This window comes from Maribacter litopenaei (assembly GCF_025244665.1).
In the GTDB taxonomy this organism is placed as follows: domain Bacteria; phylum Bacteroidota; class Bacteroidia; order Flavobacteriales; family Flavobacteriaceae; genus Maribacter; species Maribacter litopenaei.
Window position 1 is genome coordinate 1887174 of record NZ_CP104205.1, and the last position, 15131, is coordinate 1902304.

General features: G+C 41.1%; 18 protein-coding genes. 3 read left to right on the top strand and 15 right to left on the bottom strand.

Annotated elements, in window-relative coordinates; all coding sequences use genetic code 11:
* Positions 1 to 60: 60 nt before the first annotated feature.
* The 14 genes from NYZ99_RS10160 to NYZ99_RS10220 all read right to left on the bottom strand — a co-directional run bounded on the left by NYZ99_RS10160 (position 61) and on the right by NYZ99_RS10220 (position 11180).
* Complete coding sequence (locus tag NYZ99_RS10160) at positions 61 to 1335, bottom strand: aminotransferase class V-fold PLP-dependent enzyme (RefSeq protein WP_260575146.1); 1275 nt, start codon at positions 1333 to 1335, stop codon at positions 61 to 63.
* Positions 1336 to 1372: 37 nt separating this feature from the next.
* Complete coding sequence (locus tag NYZ99_RS10165; RefSeq protein ID WP_260575147.1) at positions 1373 to 4366, bottom strand: VPS10 domain-containing protein; 2994 nt, start codon at positions 4364 to 4366, stop codon at positions 1373 to 1375.
* A gap of 149 nt (positions 4367 to 4515) precedes the next feature.
* Positions 4516 to 5016 carry a carboxylesterase family protein gene (locus tag NYZ99_RS10170; protein ID WP_260575148.1) on the bottom strand — a complete coding sequence of 167 codons (501 nt, stop codon included), beginning with the start codon at positions 5014 to 5016 and terminating at the stop codon, positions 4516 to 4518.
* A complete protein-coding gene (locus tag NYZ99_RS10175; protein WP_260575149.1) occupies positions 5013 to 5579 on the bottom strand; it encodes a hypothetical protein in 567 nt (188 codons plus the stop codon). The genes NYZ99_RS10170 and NYZ99_RS10175 overlap by 4 nt, the downstream gene beginning before the upstream one ends.
* The gene (locus NYZ99_RS10180; RefSeq protein WP_260575150.1) at positions 5560 to 5799 is read right to left on the bottom strand and encodes a hypothetical protein; all 240 of its coding nucleotides are present in this window, start codon (positions 5797 to 5799) and stop codon (positions 5560 to 5562) included. Before NYZ99_RS10180 ends, NYZ99_RS10175 begins: the two co-directional genes overlap by 20 nt.
* A 71-nt stretch (positions 5800 to 5870) precedes the next feature.
* Entirely contained in the window at positions 5871 to 6281 is a 411-nt protein-coding gene (locus NYZ99_RS10185; RefSeq protein ID WP_260575151.1) for an aminotransferase class IV, read from the bottom strand.
* Positions 6278 to 6724 carry an aminotransferase class IV gene (locus NYZ99_RS10190; protein ID WP_260575152.1) on the bottom strand — a complete coding sequence of 149 codons (447 nt, stop codon included), beginning with the start codon at positions 6722 to 6724 and terminating at the stop codon, positions 6278 to 6280. Before NYZ99_RS10190 ends, NYZ99_RS10185 begins: the two co-directional genes overlap by 4 nt.
* Entirely contained in the window at positions 6724 to 7179 is a 456-nt protein-coding gene (locus NYZ99_RS10195; RefSeq protein WP_260575153.1) for a PQQ-dependent sugar dehydrogenase, read from the bottom strand. The genes NYZ99_RS10190 and NYZ99_RS10195 overlap by 1 nt, the downstream gene beginning before the upstream one ends.
* A complete protein-coding gene (locus tag NYZ99_RS10200) occupies positions 7176 to 7910 on the bottom strand; it encodes a PQQ-dependent sugar dehydrogenase (protein WP_260575154.1) in 735 nt (244 codons plus the stop codon). Before NYZ99_RS10200 ends, NYZ99_RS10195 begins: the two co-directional genes overlap by 4 nt.
* Positions 7911 to 7991: 81 nt before the next feature.
* On the bottom strand, positions 7992 to 8477 hold the full coding sequence (locus tag NYZ99_RS10205) for a ferredoxin reductase domain-containing protein (RefSeq protein WP_338039423.1): 486 nt from the start codon (positions 8475 to 8477) through the stop codon (positions 7992 to 7994).
* Complete coding sequence (locus NYZ99_RS21760; RefSeq protein ID WP_338039424.1) at positions 8461 to 8664, bottom strand: ferredoxin reductase domain-containing protein; 204 nt, start codon at positions 8662 to 8664, stop codon at positions 8461 to 8463. The genes NYZ99_RS10205 and NYZ99_RS21760 overlap by 17 nt, the downstream gene beginning before the upstream one ends.
* A gap of 143 nt (positions 8665 to 8807) precedes the next feature.
* Positions 8808 to 9224 (bottom strand): OsmC family protein, encoded by a 417-nt coding sequence (locus NYZ99_RS10210; protein ID WP_260575155.1) that lies wholly within the window; start codon positions 9222 to 9224, stop codon positions 8808 to 8810.
* A gap of 41 nt (positions 9225 to 9265) precedes the next feature.
* On the bottom strand, positions 9266 to 10378 hold the full coding sequence (locus tag NYZ99_RS10215) for an alkene reductase (protein ID WP_260575156.1): 1113 nt from the start codon (positions 10376 to 10378) through the stop codon (positions 9266 to 9268).
* 214 nt (positions 10379 to 10592) lie between these two features.
* Positions 10593 to 11180, bottom strand: coding sequence for a Crp/Fnr family transcriptional regulator (locus tag NYZ99_RS10220; RefSeq protein WP_260575157.1), 588 nt, complete (start codon positions 11178 to 11180; stop codon positions 10593 to 10595).
* Between the two features lie 180 nt (positions 11181 to 11360).
* On the opposite strand from NYZ99_RS10220, the gene NYZ99_RS10225 reads away from it, so the two are divergent.
* From NYZ99_RS10225 to NYZ99_RS10235, 3 genes are all read left to right on the top strand, one after another.
* Positions 11361 to 11978 (top strand): carbohydrate binding family 9 domain-containing protein, encoded by a 618-nt coding sequence (locus tag NYZ99_RS10225; protein ID WP_260575158.1) that lies wholly within the window; start codon positions 11361 to 11363, stop codon positions 11976 to 11978.
* A gap of 33 nt (positions 11979 to 12011) precedes the next feature.
* Positions 12012 to 12875 carry a DUF5916 domain-containing protein gene (locus NYZ99_RS10230; protein WP_260575159.1) on the top strand — a complete coding sequence of 288 codons (864 nt, stop codon included), beginning with the start codon at positions 12012 to 12014 and terminating at the stop codon, positions 12873 to 12875.
* 78 nt (positions 12876 to 12953) lie between these two features.
* Entirely contained in the window at positions 12954 to 13451 is a 498-nt protein-coding gene (locus tag NYZ99_RS10235; RefSeq protein WP_260575160.1) for a hypothetical protein, read from the top strand.
* Positions 13452 to 13537: 86 nt separating this feature from the next.
* Here NYZ99_RS10235 and NYZ99_RS10240 read toward each other — a convergent pair whose 3' ends face one another.
* Positions 13538 to 15091 carry a DEAD/DEAH box helicase gene (locus tag NYZ99_RS10240; protein ID WP_260575161.1) on the bottom strand — a complete coding sequence of 518 codons (1554 nt, stop codon included), beginning with the start codon at positions 15089 to 15091 and terminating at the stop codon, positions 13538 to 13540.
* Positions 15092 to 15131 lie beyond the last annotated feature (40 nt).

Sequence of the window (15131 nt, forward strand, 5' to 3'; positions counted from 1 at the left end):
AAATTCCATTTATGCCTTACGGCACATAATGGTTTTTTTGAGTTAAAAAATATCATCGAATTAACCTAAACTTTCTACAACCTTTATAGCTCGGTCAATTTCCTCCTTTGAATTATAGATGTGTACGGAATGACGAATCATTTTGTCCCCTACGGATCGTGGTTGTAGTCGTTCGCGTTCCCACATCATTTTCTGTAAGTCTCGGGCCGAAATACCCGTGATTCCATAAGTGGTGATTCCGGCAGCCATATCCTCATTCGTGGAAGAATAGATGTTAACGTGGGGCATTTGTTTTAAACTACTACGAAGATAGGCTCCCAATTCCTTAATCCTTCCCAACCAATTATCCGCCCCAATAGTATTGTAGAAATCAACAGCGGCATCGTACCCAGCTAATAGACCAGCGTTTCCAGTACCATTTTGCATCAATCGAAAGCCATGATCTTCCTGATTGTCCCAATTATAACTGGCGATGGTCGTCCATATGGAATCCGCAACCTCCTTATTGATATACAGAAGCCCACTTCCAGCCGGTGCCAATAACCATTTGTGCAAACTAGAATAGTAGGCGTCACAGCCGATATCCTTTACATCCACAGCTATGTGACCCACACATTGTGCACCGTCTAAAACTGTAAATATTCCTCTCTTTTTTGCTTGCCGACAAATTTCCTTTACCGGCATGATCGTGCCGTACCCGGAAACCATATGGGGAATGGCAATGACCCTTGTTTTTGGGGTGACTTCCTTAAAAATACCTTCTATAATTTCTTGCGGATCATTGGCAGGTTCGGGCAAGGTTGCTTGCTTGTATTTACAACCCTTTCGCTTCGCCAACAATTGCCAGGCACCAAACCCCCCACCATGCTCTTGATTTGTGTTCAATAGTTCGTCCCCAGGTTTGAGGTTTAATCCCATACCCACATAATTCATCCCGAAAGTGGCATTTTGGGTCAGGGATATTTCCTTGAAATCACAATGGATTATTTGTGACAATTTAGTTCTAAGGTCCTCATATGGAAAATAACCGCTTAACAGTTTTGGCCCTGAATTGTTCTTGTAATCAATGGTAGCCGCCTCCACATTATAATGCAACATGTGATGCATCATTTTGTCCAGTACATAGCCCGGTGTCGATCCCATCGTTCCGTTATTGAAATACGTTTGCCCCTCTTTTAAAGGAAATTGTTTGCGAACCGATTTCCAATATGCATCATCGTACCTTTCCGTTCTTAAACTTTCCAAAGACCATTCCTCTTTGGAATCAAAGGATAATAAGGGGACGGAAAGAAACGCTAGAGTCCCCTGCTTTATAAATTTTCGTCGATGTGACATATTCGTATGTATTAAATAAATACCTGGCAGGATACTATTACAAGTTTGCCTTTTGTTTGACTTCCTCAAATTGCTTCTGAAGCTCTTCGAATCTTTCAAGTTCTTCATTCCCAGGTTTTTTATCGGCCCGACCTATGATATTGGATAAATATGATATTTGGGCAATCATCATTTGTTGGGGATAGGCACCATCATCGTTCTTAATATCCTTTAAAACCGCTTCCAGGACTTCCTTTTGCTCCTTGTTACTGGTATCCTTTATCTTCTTTTGTAGAGCTTCTTGGAACTTTCGGGCTTCCGACAATAAATCATATACCTTATTTTGAAGCGCCAATTGTTCTTTAATGGTTTCCAACGTCACTCCCTCATTCGCCAAACGGGGATCCATTAAAATTTCAAAAGGTTTTTCCAGGGATTTCTCACCCACGGTTAGTTTAGCCATATAGGTTCCTGGAGGAACCATGGGTCCATTTTTATAGCTTCTACTTTTATTGGAGCTCCAAGCTCCTTTTTGTCTCAAATCCCACTCAAAACGGTTGATGCCTTTTTTAGTTTCAAGTTTTGTATCCACATATTCAAACACCATGCTCAACCCCATGTCTGTAACCTCTTCTTTGGTAGATGTTAGTTGCGTGGAATCGCTTACAATAGTAGCAACCGAAATACCATCTGCATCTAAAATTTCCAAACTTACCCCACTTTTTAAATCCTCGGGCAGGTAATAGTCGATACTGACACTAGTAGATGGATACTCCGGAAAATCACCGGAACCCCAAGGTGTTCTATACCTAAAAGTGTCTTCAGGTTTGAAAAGGACAGGATCCTCGCCCAAAGAGATTATTTTCTTATCTCCAAGGGCACTGACATTATCCAAAATCCAAAATCCGCGTCCCATAGTACTGATTATTAAATCACCACGGTGAAGTATGATGTCCGTAATAGGAGTAACAGGCAAATTTTGTTGAAATGATTTCCAAGTACTACCGTCATCAAAGGATACAAACATACCATATTCGGTTCCTGTATATAACAGCCCTTCCGTATCCGGGTCTTCCCGTAGTACCCTAGTAGTATGGTCTAGAGGAATACCGCTGTTTTCCGTACTCAATAATGTCCAGTTCTTTCCATAATCCTCCGTTTTGTATATAAATGGGGTTTCATCGCCCAAAAGATGTCTGTCCACAGCGATATACGCCTTCGCAGCATCAAAGTGGGAAGGTTCAATGGATTCTACCCGTCCTCCTTTGGGAAGTTTTTTCGGGGTAACATCGCTCCAAGTCTGACCTCCATCTTGGGTAATGGACACTACTCCGTCATTAGAACCTGTCCAAATGAGTCCTTGCTTAATTTTGGATTCCCTTATGGAATATAGTGTACTATAATACTCTTCCCCAGTAATGTCCCTCGTGATAGGACTCCCCGAAATTACTTGTTTATCCGCCTCATTGGCCGTAAGGTCCGGAGAGATGGTCTCCCAAATTTGCCCACCATTCCTTGTTTTATGTAGATATTGGGAGCCCATATAAACTACATCCGGGTCGTGCGGCGAAACATGAATGGGTGCCACCCTTTGAAACCGGTATTTAAGGTCCTTGGGATTATGTCCGTAAATATTGGAAGCTCCAATGGAGTACTCCCGATCTGTTCCCGTAATCTTGTTGAATACACTAAATCGCCCTTTACAGTTATTATACACCACATTTGGGTCACCAGGTTTGGGGATGGTGGGCCCTGTTTCACATCCGCCTACATCCATCATGATTTGGGTGCCCTGTGGTGAAGATGCGCTAGGTGCCGAACTTGGTATGGCTATAGTCGTATTATCCTGTTGTGCCCCATAAACCCAATATGGATATTGGTCGTCCACGGCCACCTGATAAATTTCGGCGGTGGGCTGATTGAATTGTGAAGACCAGGTTTTACCACCGTTATGGGACACATTGGCCCCACCATCATTACATTGTATGAGCAAATCCGGATTATTGGGATTCAGCCAAATGTCATGGTTATCGCCATGGGGTACGCTCATACGTTTCCAGGTCTTACCTCCATCCATTGATTTCAATAAGGGATTGGCATTGGAATACACAATATCAGGATTCGTAGGGTCCAGTTCAATGTTGGTATAGTAAAAAGGTCTGTTTACAAGTCCTTCATTACTTGAGGTCTGTGTAAAGGTTTTTCCTTGATCTACCGATTTGTATACGCCTCCTTCCTTTCCTGGAGCTTCAATTACCGCATACAAGATACTTGAATCCGTGGGTGAGACAGCCAAATCAATCTTTCCGATAAGTCCTTTTGGTAGTCCATTTTCCAACTTTGTCCAATCTTTGCCTCCATTGACCGATTTATAAATACCGCCTTCCCTGTTCTCTCCTCCGGAAATAATCGTCCATGGCGTTCTTTGTGCCTTCCAAGCTGCGGCGTAGACTACATTAGGATTACCCGGAAGCAGTTCCAAGTCGGCAAAACCTGTTTCATTGGAGACGAAAAGCACCTTTTCCCATGTGGTACCTCCATCCGTAGTTTTATAAATACCTCGTTCCTCGTTGGCTTTAAAAGCATTCCCAATAGCGGCAACCCAAACAATATTGCTATTGGTAGGGTCGATTTCAACAGCTCCAATTTGTCCAGCATTTTCCAACCCAATATGGGACCAGGTTTTTCCCGCATCTATAGATTTATAGACTCCTTTGCCACTAATGATATTACTGCGAATACCATCTGACCCAGTACCTACATAGACAATATTAGGGTCATTTAGAGCGATTTCGATCGCTCCAATGGACGGTGTTTTAAAATATCCATCGGAAACATTGTTCCACGTCGTTCCATAATCCTCTGTTTTCCAAACTCCGGCACCCGAAGCCCCTAAATAAAATGTGCCCGGTAGCATAGGTGTTCCAGTAACCGTTGTCACCCTACCGCCCCTGTTGGGGCCTATGGTACGGTATTGAAAAGCGTCAAAATTTTGACCAAAAACAGAAAATCCTAGAAATAAAAAAATGGTGAATAGCGATAGCCCTTTCATGAAATACGAATATGATTGTTGGTTTTCCCTAAAGTTAAGCAATACGAAAGGTTTACCAATTATTGGAAATATATTTTTCCCATAATCGTAATTCTTTGGGATGTGTCATGAAAAGGTCAGGATAATCCATCCTGATTTTCGTCATATTGCTATTTGTGCTGTTGGGCCAACCATTCCATGATGGTAATGGGTCGATTATCCATGAGTACAGGTTTGCCATCGTACCCAAAATCGGCATCATTGGCATGGGAATAAATCCATGACCAGTGACCTGGAAAATGATAGTCTTCACCTCCATAGATGCCATTTAAATCGGTAACATGGTCATATAATGAAAGATGTACATTTGGAGCCCCGGCAGCCACTAACCGCTCATATAATGGAATAACCGTTTCCTCAGGTACAGTGGTGGTGTCATCCTTTGAATGTACAAACCACATAGGAATGTTCTTGATACTGTTCAGCTGGTCCTCTGAAACAAATTCGTTATGATAGGCCAAAGCACTGATATAACCTGCGGCAAAATAGTCCGGATGATTCAATAATAGTTTGAGGCTCATATATCCCCCATTGGAACAGCCACCAATATAAATTCTATCCGAATCTATGCCTGGGTTTTTTTGCACAAAGTCTTTGATCAATGCTATCAAAGCCTCATTATAAATATCATTGGTATTACCTCTTGTGTATTCGCCGAATCACTCTGCATCCAGAAAGTAGGGGTTTGGGGAGCCAATACATAGGCCCCCTTGAAAATTTCCTGAATCTCTTCGGAAGCATAATTGACCGCCTTATTGGCAATAAGTGGAATCCCTGGGTCAGTTCCACCTTCCCCGCCTCCATGTAGCCAAATAATTAAAGGGAAAGTTCCGTTACCCTCGGGTTTAAAACTACCATAGGTAAGATCAATATTATTATGGCTGAATGTCCCGTTCAAATCAAAAATATCAAGGTCCGGAATACTTCTTGCGCCCTCCTTGTCCCACGTTGTACCGGTAGGCATGTGGGTCACGGTCAATTCATAATCAATCCATTGGTTACTGGCCCTACCATTGGCCCCACGATAATATTTTATAGGGGAGCTTAAAGGGTCGTTCGGGGCCACCATAAGCACCAATGTTGTAAATTCACCCATCTCACTTCTATCTCCTTCGGCATTGGAAGGGTATGCATATAAAACTTCCCTGAATCCCTCAGCCTCTCCTTCCCTCATCTCCACGTTTTCCTTTACTCCTAACAACTGTTACCTGATAGTCGCTAAATGCGGTTGGATTTTCAGTGGTAGGCGATGGTACGATTACCTTATTGACCCCGGGGCCCCAATCATAAGCATCTATGAGCAGCGTATACATGCCTTGCTCTTCGCTTTGTGCGGAAATGGTTACAAGGGGTAAAATTAAAAGAGCGAGTAAAATTCGATAGATACGTTTCATTTTCAGTTGGTTTAGACATTGAAAATAAAAGATTCCATTGATTTCTCAAAAGATATCCAAAGAATAAAGTGCTACTTTTCAATGGTTTTCAATCGGAGGAAGGCTTCCTGTAGCATTTTTGTAATAGGGCCAATAGTATCATTTTGATAGTATTCAAAATCGTCTATTTGCCGTATGGAAGCTATCTGCGTGCTGGTACCTGTAAGAAAAGCTTCGTCCATTTCACGAATTTCGTTCATGAGAACGGCCTCTTCCCGTAATTCCAATCCTAATTCCCCACAAAGCTGTATTGCCACCAGTCGGGTAATACCGTTTAGAATTAATTCATTCGCCGGATGCGTGTAAACCACTTCATCCTTCACGAAAAAAACATTGCAATGCGACGCTTCGGTGACTACACCGTTACGAAATAGAATCGTTTCATAACAATGGTGCTGCATGGCCTCCTCATTCAGCATTACATTGCCCAAAAGTGAGGTCATTTTAATATCGCACCGGACCACCTAAAGTCTTCCTTGGTAATTACCTTTGCATGTGTGGTATTGATTTCCGGAAAAACCTTGGGAAGTGCATACATGAAAACGGTAGGTACTATGTCTTTTGGAAAGGCATGTTGTCTAGGAGCAACGCCCCTCGTTATTTGGATATAAAGGAAACAGTCTTTCCCTTTGAGATTCGTCTCCCTTAATAACCTATCTATTTCTTTAGGAATTAAACTTACATCGTAAGGAATATTGATTTTGGCCAGTCCTTCTGCCAATCTACTCAAATGGGCCTCCTTGTAAAAAAAGGAACCATTAATTTGGGCCATGGCCTCGTAGATACCATCCCCAAAAATAAACCCCCTGTCAAAGACCGAAACATGGGCTTTTTCAGAAGGTAAAATTTGTCCGTTGAGATATACCTTTTCGGGATAGTTTGCCATCAGTTCAAGGCTACTTGAGTATCGGAATAGGTGACTCTATAAATAGCATCTCCATAGTCATCGGAAATCAATAGGGATCCATCTTTCATCCACAATAGGTCTACCGGCCTTCCCGTGACCTTTTGGGTTTGGTCATTCAACCATCCGTCAATAAAAGGTTCCATACCTTGTACCTCGCCGTTCCGGATATCTGCCAACATGATTCGGTAACCCACTTTTTTGCTTCTATTCCAAGAACCGTGCTCCGCAACAAATGCCTTCCCATTATAAGAAGCGGGAAACATATTTCCCGATTTAAATTTTATGGCTAAAGGTGCTACATGTGCTCCCAAGGCCTGTGCGGGAGGTACGAAATCCGAACAAGGTCTTAAGTCCCCAAATTCAGGATCTTTCACCGTACCACCGTGACAGAAAGGGTATCCAAAGTGTTGACCGAGTTCCGTAATATGATTCAATTCACAGGGGGGATGTCATCTCCGAGCATATCCCTTCCGTTATCCGTGAACCACATTTCACCATTGGCATCCCATGTAAATCCAACTGAATTTCGAACTCCTTTCGCGTAAATTTCACGATTGCTTCCGTCCGGATCCATTCTAGTGATGGTTGCAAAACGTTCATCTTGGGTGGGGTTACAGATATTGCACGGGGCACCTACCGGAACGTATAATTTGTCATCCGGATCAAAGGCTATATATTTCCATCCATGATGGAATTCAGAAGGGTAATCGTCATATACCAATTCTTTGTTGATTTCTCCTCCCAATTGACTTTCAATATTGGGATACTTCCATAGACTGCCTACCTGCGCCACATAAAGGTCCCCATTGCGCATGGCTATTCCATTGGGAACTTCCATGGTGTCCAATACCATAACCTTCTCTGCCACCATATCACCGTCGTTATCTTGTATGGCATACACCTTATTTTCGTTTCCGGTACCTACGAATAAGGTACCATCAGATCCCATATCCATGGAGCGGGCACCGTCTACGCCTCTTGCATATACTTTAATCTCAAAGCCATCCGGCAGGTTCAAATCCAATAATGCCAAATCCGTACTATCCATAGGCACATTTTCGGTTTCTTCACTTACCATCTCCTTTTTGTTATTGGCGTCCTTACAAGAAAAGGCAATAACTGATAAAAATATCAATAGCGATAGCCTATAAATTGAATTTTTCATTTCACTAGAATTTTTGATTTGGTTAAAGATACACAGGCTTCTAGAAATTATCTAAAACCATCTATATTTATCTTAAGTCGTTTAGGAAAAATCTTCTGTAACAATCTTGTTTTTTGGAACGTTCAATTCACTTAAGTCGCCCATGACACTATCCATCATACCTGGAGGTCCACAAACGTAGAAATACTTATCCATGTCATCGGTATGCTTTTTTATAAAATTGGTATCAATGGTACCATGGGGAAATTTACTACTGTGCTCATCGGAAAGAATATTGATAAAGTCTTTTCCCAGCCATTGCTCAAATTCAACTTGAAGTATGATATCGCGTTCTCGTTGATTGGCAAACAACAACTTATTTCCAGCCAAATTACCGCTATGTGCCAAATCCTTAAGGATAGCTATAAAAGGTGTGACCCCCGCCCCTCCGGCAATGAAGGTTCCTGGGCCCTTGTAGGATATCGCTCCCCAAGAATCCCCAATAATTAGGGAATCACCAATTTCCAAAGTCTGCAATTGATCCGTAACCCCATCATGGCCAGGATATACCTTAATGGTAAACTCCAAAAACCCATCGTTCGGTAAACTTGTAAACGTAAAAGGTCTTTTCTCGCTTTTCCATTCTCGGCTGATTAATGGCCATCTCGGTGGCCTGACCAGGTGTAAAGGAGTAATTTGCGGGCCTATCCGTTTTAATACGCAAGACATTATGTCTTATAAATCCAATGTCCTGTATTTTAATAGTATGTTCCATAGTTATTTATTTTTCCCTTAAAATAAATAGGACAGGAATTTTGGATTGATGCACACTAATAGAATATTGACACAATCCATATAAATAACATTTCAGTAATGAAAAAAGCCCGAAAATCGGGCTTTGAAAATTATGTGGGTTTGTTAGGCCAAACTGCTTTTTAACTCAATTTCAGTATCCAATAATTTGGAGATTGGACATATATTCTTGGCCTTTGTGGATATTTCCTCAAACTCAGATGAATCAATATTGGGAACATCACCTTTCAAATCTAAGGTTACTTTTACTATTTCACCATCTTTAAAGAAAACCTTAGCCGCAACGTCCAAAGTATTTGGTGTATAATCTGCCTCTCCAAGCAAAAAGCTTAGTTGCATAGCGAAGCATCCTGCATGTGCAGCCCCTATCAATTCCTCAGGGTTGGTTCCTTTTCCATCTTCAAATCTAGTATTGAAAGAATATTGAGTGTTATCCAACACACCACTATCAGTTGTTAGGGTACCCTTACCTTCTTTACCGCTTCCTTTCCATTGTGCCTTTGCATTTCTTGTAAAATTCATTTCTACGTTTTTTTTGATTTATTAAACTGTCGTAATATTTTTTAAGCAGGTTCTTTCTGTTGGTAATTCGTATAATCTATATACCCTTCCTTACCAGGCGTATAAAAAGTGTCCTCGTCCCAATCTGCCGTCTCCCAATTGTTTTCAAATCTTTCTACCAGATCTGGATTGGAAACATATAATTTTCCAAAGGAAACTAAATCGGCATTGCCTTCCTCAATGACCTTATTCCCGGATTCTTGGTCGAAACCACCATTGATCATTAGCGTACCATCATATAAGGGTCTAAAATGTTCCGCTATATTTTGCACGGCATATGGGATGTCTGAAACATCGCTAAATGGTTCGGAAAGATGTATATAAGCCAAGTCATGTGCGTCGCTTAATTTTTTGATGATGTACTCAAAAGTCGGAATGGTTTCTTCGTCCATGCTCATACCAAACATTCCGTCCAACGACGGGTTGAACCTTGCCCCTATTTTTGATTCCGGAATCACTTTTTTTACGGCGTCCAAAACCTCAAAAAAGAATCGGACTCTGTTCTCGATGTTGCCACCGTATTCATCCGTACGATTGTTGGAGGTTGCATTGAAAAATTGGTGGAAGAGGTACCCATTGGAAGAATGGATTTCTACTCCGTCAAAACCAGCTTTCACGGCATTTTGAGCTGCGTTCTTGAAATCTTCAATAGTTTTTTTAATTTCTTCTTTCGTCATTTCCTTGGGTGTGACCGTGTCTTTGAACCCTTCCGGGGTATAGGACTGGGCATTAGGATTGATTGCTGAAGGTGCCAAAGGCAAATTACCACCATGGAAATCAGGATGTGACATTCTACCTACATGCCATAATTGTATAAAAATTTGCCCTCCTTTTTCGTGAACGGCTTTCGTTACCAATTTCCAAGCATCCACTTGTTCCTGGGTATGAATTCCGGGTGTATTCACATAACCAACCCCTTGTTCGGATACCTGGGAACCCTCGGTTATGATTAGCCCTGCTGAAGCTCTTTGCTGATAATAGATATCATGAAGGTTTTTTTCAGGTTTTTTTTCTTTATTAGCCGCCCTACTCCGAGTCATGGGAGCCATGACTACCCTATTCTTAAGCGAAAAATTTTTGTCTGCATAAGGCTTTAATAATGCTTGCTTGCTCATATTTATTTTTTTTGGACAAGCATAAATTTCTGAAAGAAAAAGTAAAATCCTTAGCTCTAATAGCTAAAACATTGTCGGAAATAAAAACAGGTATGATACTGGGATGTATAATACCTGTTGAAATAATGTAGTTAATGGTTACTTATGCGTATCCGCGAAGCTATTATTTTATTGTAAAATTAGTGTTTGGCCATATTATCGTAATTGACCTATGTTAATCGACAACCTCTTTTTTTAATTTTCTTTTTATTCTGCATAGACTTTGAGGGGAAATACCTAGATAATTGGCTATATGGTTGTTTTGAACCCTCTTTTCTATACTTGGATAAGCCTTACAAAATTCTAGATAACGAGATTGGGCATCCTTTTCTAGGGAGGAAAGGATTCTTTTTCTTACACCAATAAAAGCATTGGTCAACAATATCCTAAAATAGCGATTGAATATTGGCGCTTCGGTGAATAGCTTCTCTTTATTATTAAGGTTTATGGATAAAATAACGGAGTCCTCAATGGCTTCAATGTATAATTTTGAAGGTGTTCCATTATAGAAAGCTTCAAAATCACTTACCCACCAATTCTCAATTGCGAATTGAATAATATGCCTTCCTCCTTTACTATCCAAGTAATAGGCCTTTAGACAACCTTCTATCACAAAAAATTCGTTTTTTACAATTTGCCCTGGTTGCAATAGATAGGACTTAGCCTGCAGCTTTAGTGGGCTGACCTTATCTGTGAACAATTTAATTTCATCATCAGTCGCTCCAACATATTTTTTAATGTGGTTTTCAAGTAGGGTGTACATTTAATGACTTTTGGTGAAGAAAATTACAAAAAAAGTTAAAATTTTCTTAAAGGAATATTTATAGAGTCAATTTGGGCATACTAAGTCTGCGGTAGTTTACATGAATTTTAGCTTCTTTTTTTCCAAATAAAAAAGTTTAGTTCTGAAATTTAAGTAAGTTGCACAGCCAACTTAAACCCAATGAAAAATTATGTATGTGCTGTAGTATGCTTGTTCGTAAGCTTGCACTTTTTAACAGCACAAAAGAAGAATGGAAATTATCGTCTGCACATTAAAAAAACGACACATCCTATAAAAATTGATGGAATCGGGGACGATATCGCATGGCAAGATGCGGAAATAGCAAAGGACTTTTTTAGGGTATTACCCATGGACGATGGATTGGCCAATGAACAATCCGCCATAAAGATGACCTATGATGATAAGAACCTATATCTGTTGGCAACTTTTTATAATGCCACTGAAGCCAATTATTTTGTAGAGTCCCTTAGAAGGGATTTCTCTTTTGGCAAAAACGATAATTTTTTACTTTTTTTAGACCCGTTCAACAACCAAACCACGGGGTTTTCATTCGGTTCCAACGCCTATGGCGCACAATGGGACGGGACCATGTTCGATGGCTCCGTAATCGATTTAAACTGGGATAGTAAGTGGATTTCAGAAGTTACCCGGGACGATGACAAATGGGTCTTTGAAATGGCCGTTCCCTTCAAGTCCATTCGTTACGAAGAAGGGGTAACCGAGTGGGGCATCAACTTTAGTCGTCTAGACCTAAAGTCAAGTGAAAAATCCAGTTGAATCCCAATTCCTAGGCAGTTTCCTACAGCCGCTTTGGCCTATACAGGCACGTTGGTTTGGGATGCACCCCCTCCTGCCCCAGGCACCAATTTTTCAATAATCCCCTACGTTTTGGGAGAGGTCAATAGAAATTTGGAAGCTAACGAGGATACTAAGACCAATGGTAAAATTGGAGGCGATATTAAGTTTAGTCTTACTTCCTCCCTAAACTTGGACCTCACCGTAAATCCCGATTTTTCGCAGGTTGAGGTCGACCGACAAGTGACCAACTTGGACCGCTTTGAGCTTTTCTTCCCGGAAAGACGCCAATTCTTCCTAGAAAACGGCGACCTTTTTGCAAATTTTGGGTATGAGACAATTAGGCCTTTCTTTTCCGGACGAATAGGCTTAGGTGTTCCTATACAGGCCGGGGCAAGGGTGAGTGGTAACCTTAATGAAAAGTGGCGTATGGGACTTATGGATATGCAGACTGCCAGTGTAGATGAAACAGGATTGCCCAGTCAGAATTTCGGGGTACTATCCCTACAGCGAAAAGTCTTTGGGCGTAGTAATATTGGTCTCATGGTCGTCAATAAACAATCCATTAATTATCCCTCGGAAAATGACTCCATCAATAGTCAGTACGCAAAATACAATCGCAATCTAGGCTTGGAATACAACCTGGCATCTTCAAATAATATATGGAACGGGAAGGCTTTTTTGTTAAAGTCTTTGGCTCCGGAAAAGGGTGGTCGAGGTTTTGCACAAGGAGCACACCTGCAATATAGCAGCAGAAAATGGCTTTGGAGGCTACAGCAGGAATGGGTAAGTAACGATTACACGGCGGAGGTAGGATATGTACCAAGGAGAAATTATGTGAACCTTTCTCGGAAAAGTAGGGCACTTGTTCTTTCCTAAAGGGGGGCCATTTGTGAGTCACGGGCCGAATTGAATGTTTCTTATTTCTTCAATGAGGATTTTAGGGAAACTGATCATTTGACGTATTTAATGTACAAGTTTGAATTTAGAAACAGGAGTAGTGCATTTTTCTTCTTGTCAGATGATTACGTGGAACTACTTTCACCTTTCGACCCCACCCGATTGGGCATTGCTGACTTGGCAACAGGTACAAAGCACCAATGGAATGCGTTTGGATGGGAGTACCAGTCCAAGCCTCAAAGTCTTTTTACCTATTCGTTTGGTGGTCGTTTGGGAGGGTACTACCAAGATGGCAACCGTACAAGTTTAACCACGGAATTGGGGTATCGTTTTCAACCGTACGTAAGTCTGAGCGCTAATCTCAATTACAATCACATCGATTTACCTGCACCATGGAATACCAATGAGTTTTGGTTAATAGGTGCCGAAGCGGATATCACCTTTACCAATAAACTTTTCTTTGCCAATTTGGTCCAGTATAATGAACAAACGGGAAATATGAACCTGAATTCCGATTTCAATGGCGGTACAGCCCTGCTTCGGATTTATTTCTAGTGTACACCAATAACTATTTTGTAACACCTTTTGAGACCCGAAATTGGGGGTTGACCTTAAAGTTCACGTATTGGTTGAATAATTGACTATTCCTCCGGTGGGTGTCCATGAATATCTTCGAAGACAGAATCAAAGTTTTCCCGTAGATAGGCATTCAATTTCTTTTGATAATCCTCCTTTAGCCAGCTAAGGAAATTGTGCGTACTCTTACTGATACACTTGGCGTAGACATGTATGCGATTGTCTATGTCTTCCTTTAGTAATTTGGCCAAGGCAATGGCATCATAGACATCCTCGCTATTTTCAATGCAGATATAGGCATGCTGCTCTATAGAACGTTCCAGGACCACTTTGGATGATTCACCAGCCAAGGTAGCCTGTTCGTAAGTTTCACGGATATCAAAATAGGTTTCCTGGGAGTTTTTGAACTCTTCCTTGATGTCTTCGGATAGGTCGTGCTTGAAACTGGCCTCAATATCCTCATCATCGCGGATTCTGTCCATGTAATAATTGGGCGACTTAAAAATCGCTTCCCAATCCAAATCAGCACCCCAAGGATCAAAACGATATAGGTTATTACCTAAATCAATAACCGTAAATTTTGCCTTGTTGTTCAACACTCTTGATCCCCTACCGATCATCTGGTAGTATAGGGTTAAGGATTTAGTGGCCCTGTTCAGTATGATACTTTCTATGGTTGGCTCATCAAATCCTGTGGTAAGTATACTTACGGAAGTTAAGATAGCATTCGGGGTCTCCTTGAACCATTTCAGAATCTGTTTCCGTTGTTTTTTTGTAGCGGTATTATCCAAATGCATTATCGGTAATCCCGCATTTCTAAATGTATAATAGACCTGAATGGAGGTTTCTATACCATTGTTGAATATTAGGGTCTTTTTATCCTTGGAATGTTTGGTATACGCCTCCGTAAGTTTGTTCAACATGGCCGGACTCGTATATAAATCAGCAGAGGATTTTACCGTATAATCGCCATTAGAACCGACTTCCAATGAGGTAAGGCCCATATCATAATGATAGGTTTCTGCTCTTGCCAAGAAATCGTTTTCAATTAGATCCTCAATAGATTCTCCTGGAATCAACTCGTCATAATTGCCGTTCATTGGGGTCTCCTTATTGGAACTTAACGGCGTAGCCGTAACCCCAAGAATAAAGGAATTTTCAAAAAACTTGAACAATTTGGTAAAAGAATTGTAATGGGCCTCATCGATGATGACCAAACCGACATCGGATATATCCAGTTTATCGTCATTTAATCGGTTGTTCAAAGTCTCTACCATTGCCACGTAGCAACTATACTTTTCCTGATCGTCCAGATTTGCCTTGCTATTGACTACTTTGTTGACCACCCCAAAACTGGTAAGCATGTCCGAGGTTTGGTTGCATAACTCCACCCTATGGGTCATGACCAATACTTTCTTGGAGTGATTTTTTAGATATTGACGTACAATTTCAGAAAAGATGACGGTCTTACCACCGCCTGTAGGCAATTGGTATAATAAGTGATAATCATCTCGTTCGTTATCAAACTTTTCAAAAATTTGTTGGATGGCTCCCTGTTGATAGCTGTAAAGTTCCTTATCCGTTTTTTTGTCCTGTAGTTCGTATACGGTCTCTTGCATGTAATCCTTTTCTTTTGAAGGGTGCAAAGGTAAGGCCTTC

Excerpts from the sequence above, each read along its gene's own strand:
- NYZ99_RS10240 (WP_260575161.1), bottom strand. The coding sequence starts at position 15,091 with ATGCAAGAGACCGTATACGAACTACAGGACAAAAAAACGGATAAGGAA.
- NYZ99_RS10190 (WP_260575152.1), bottom strand. The coding sequence starts at position 6,724 with ATGGCAAACTATCCCGAAAAGGTATATCTCAACGGACAAATTTTACCT.
- NYZ99_RS21760 (WP_338039424.1), bottom strand. The coding sequence starts at position 8,664 with ATGGAACATACTATTAAAATACAGGACATTGGATTTATAAGACATAAT.
- NYZ99_RS10215 (WP_260575156.1), bottom strand. The coding sequence starts at position 10,378 with ATGAGCAAGCAAGCATTATTAAAGCCTTATGCAGACAAAAATTTTTCG.
- NYZ99_RS10225 (WP_260575158.1), top strand. The coding sequence starts at position 11,361 with ATGAAAAATTATGTATGTGCTGTAGTATGCTTGTTCGTAAGCTTGCAC.
- NYZ99_RS10165 (WP_260575147.1), bottom strand. The coding sequence starts at position 4,366 with ATGAAAGGGCTATCGCTATTCACCATTTTTTTATTTCTAGGATTTTCT.
- NYZ99_RS10175 (WP_260575149.1), bottom strand. The coding sequence starts at position 5,579 with ATGAGGGAAGGAGAGGCTGAGGGATTCAGGGAAGTTTTATATGCATAC.
- NYZ99_RS10220 (WP_260575157.1), bottom strand. The coding sequence starts at position 11,180 with ATGTACACCCTACTTGAAAACCACATTAAAAAATATGTTGGAGCGACT.
- NYZ99_RS10180 (WP_260575150.1), bottom strand. The coding sequence starts at position 5,799 with ATGAAACGTATCTATCGAATTTTACTCGCTCTTTTAATTTTACCCCTT.
- NYZ99_RS10160 (WP_260575146.1), bottom strand. The coding sequence starts at position 1,335 with ATGTCACATCGACGAAAATTTATAAAGCAGGGGACTCTAGCGTTTCTT.
- NYZ99_RS10185 (WP_260575151.1), bottom strand. The coding sequence starts at position 6,281 with ATGACCTCACTTTTGGGCAATGTAATGCTGAATGAGGAGGCCATGCAG.
- NYZ99_RS10200 (WP_260575154.1), bottom strand. The coding sequence starts at position 7,910 with ATGAAAAATTCAATTTATAGGCTATCGCTATTGATATTTTTATCAGTT.
- NYZ99_RS10210 (WP_260575155.1), bottom strand. The coding sequence starts at position 9,224 with ATGAATTTTACAAGAAATGCAAAGGCACAATGGAAAGGAAGCGGTAAA.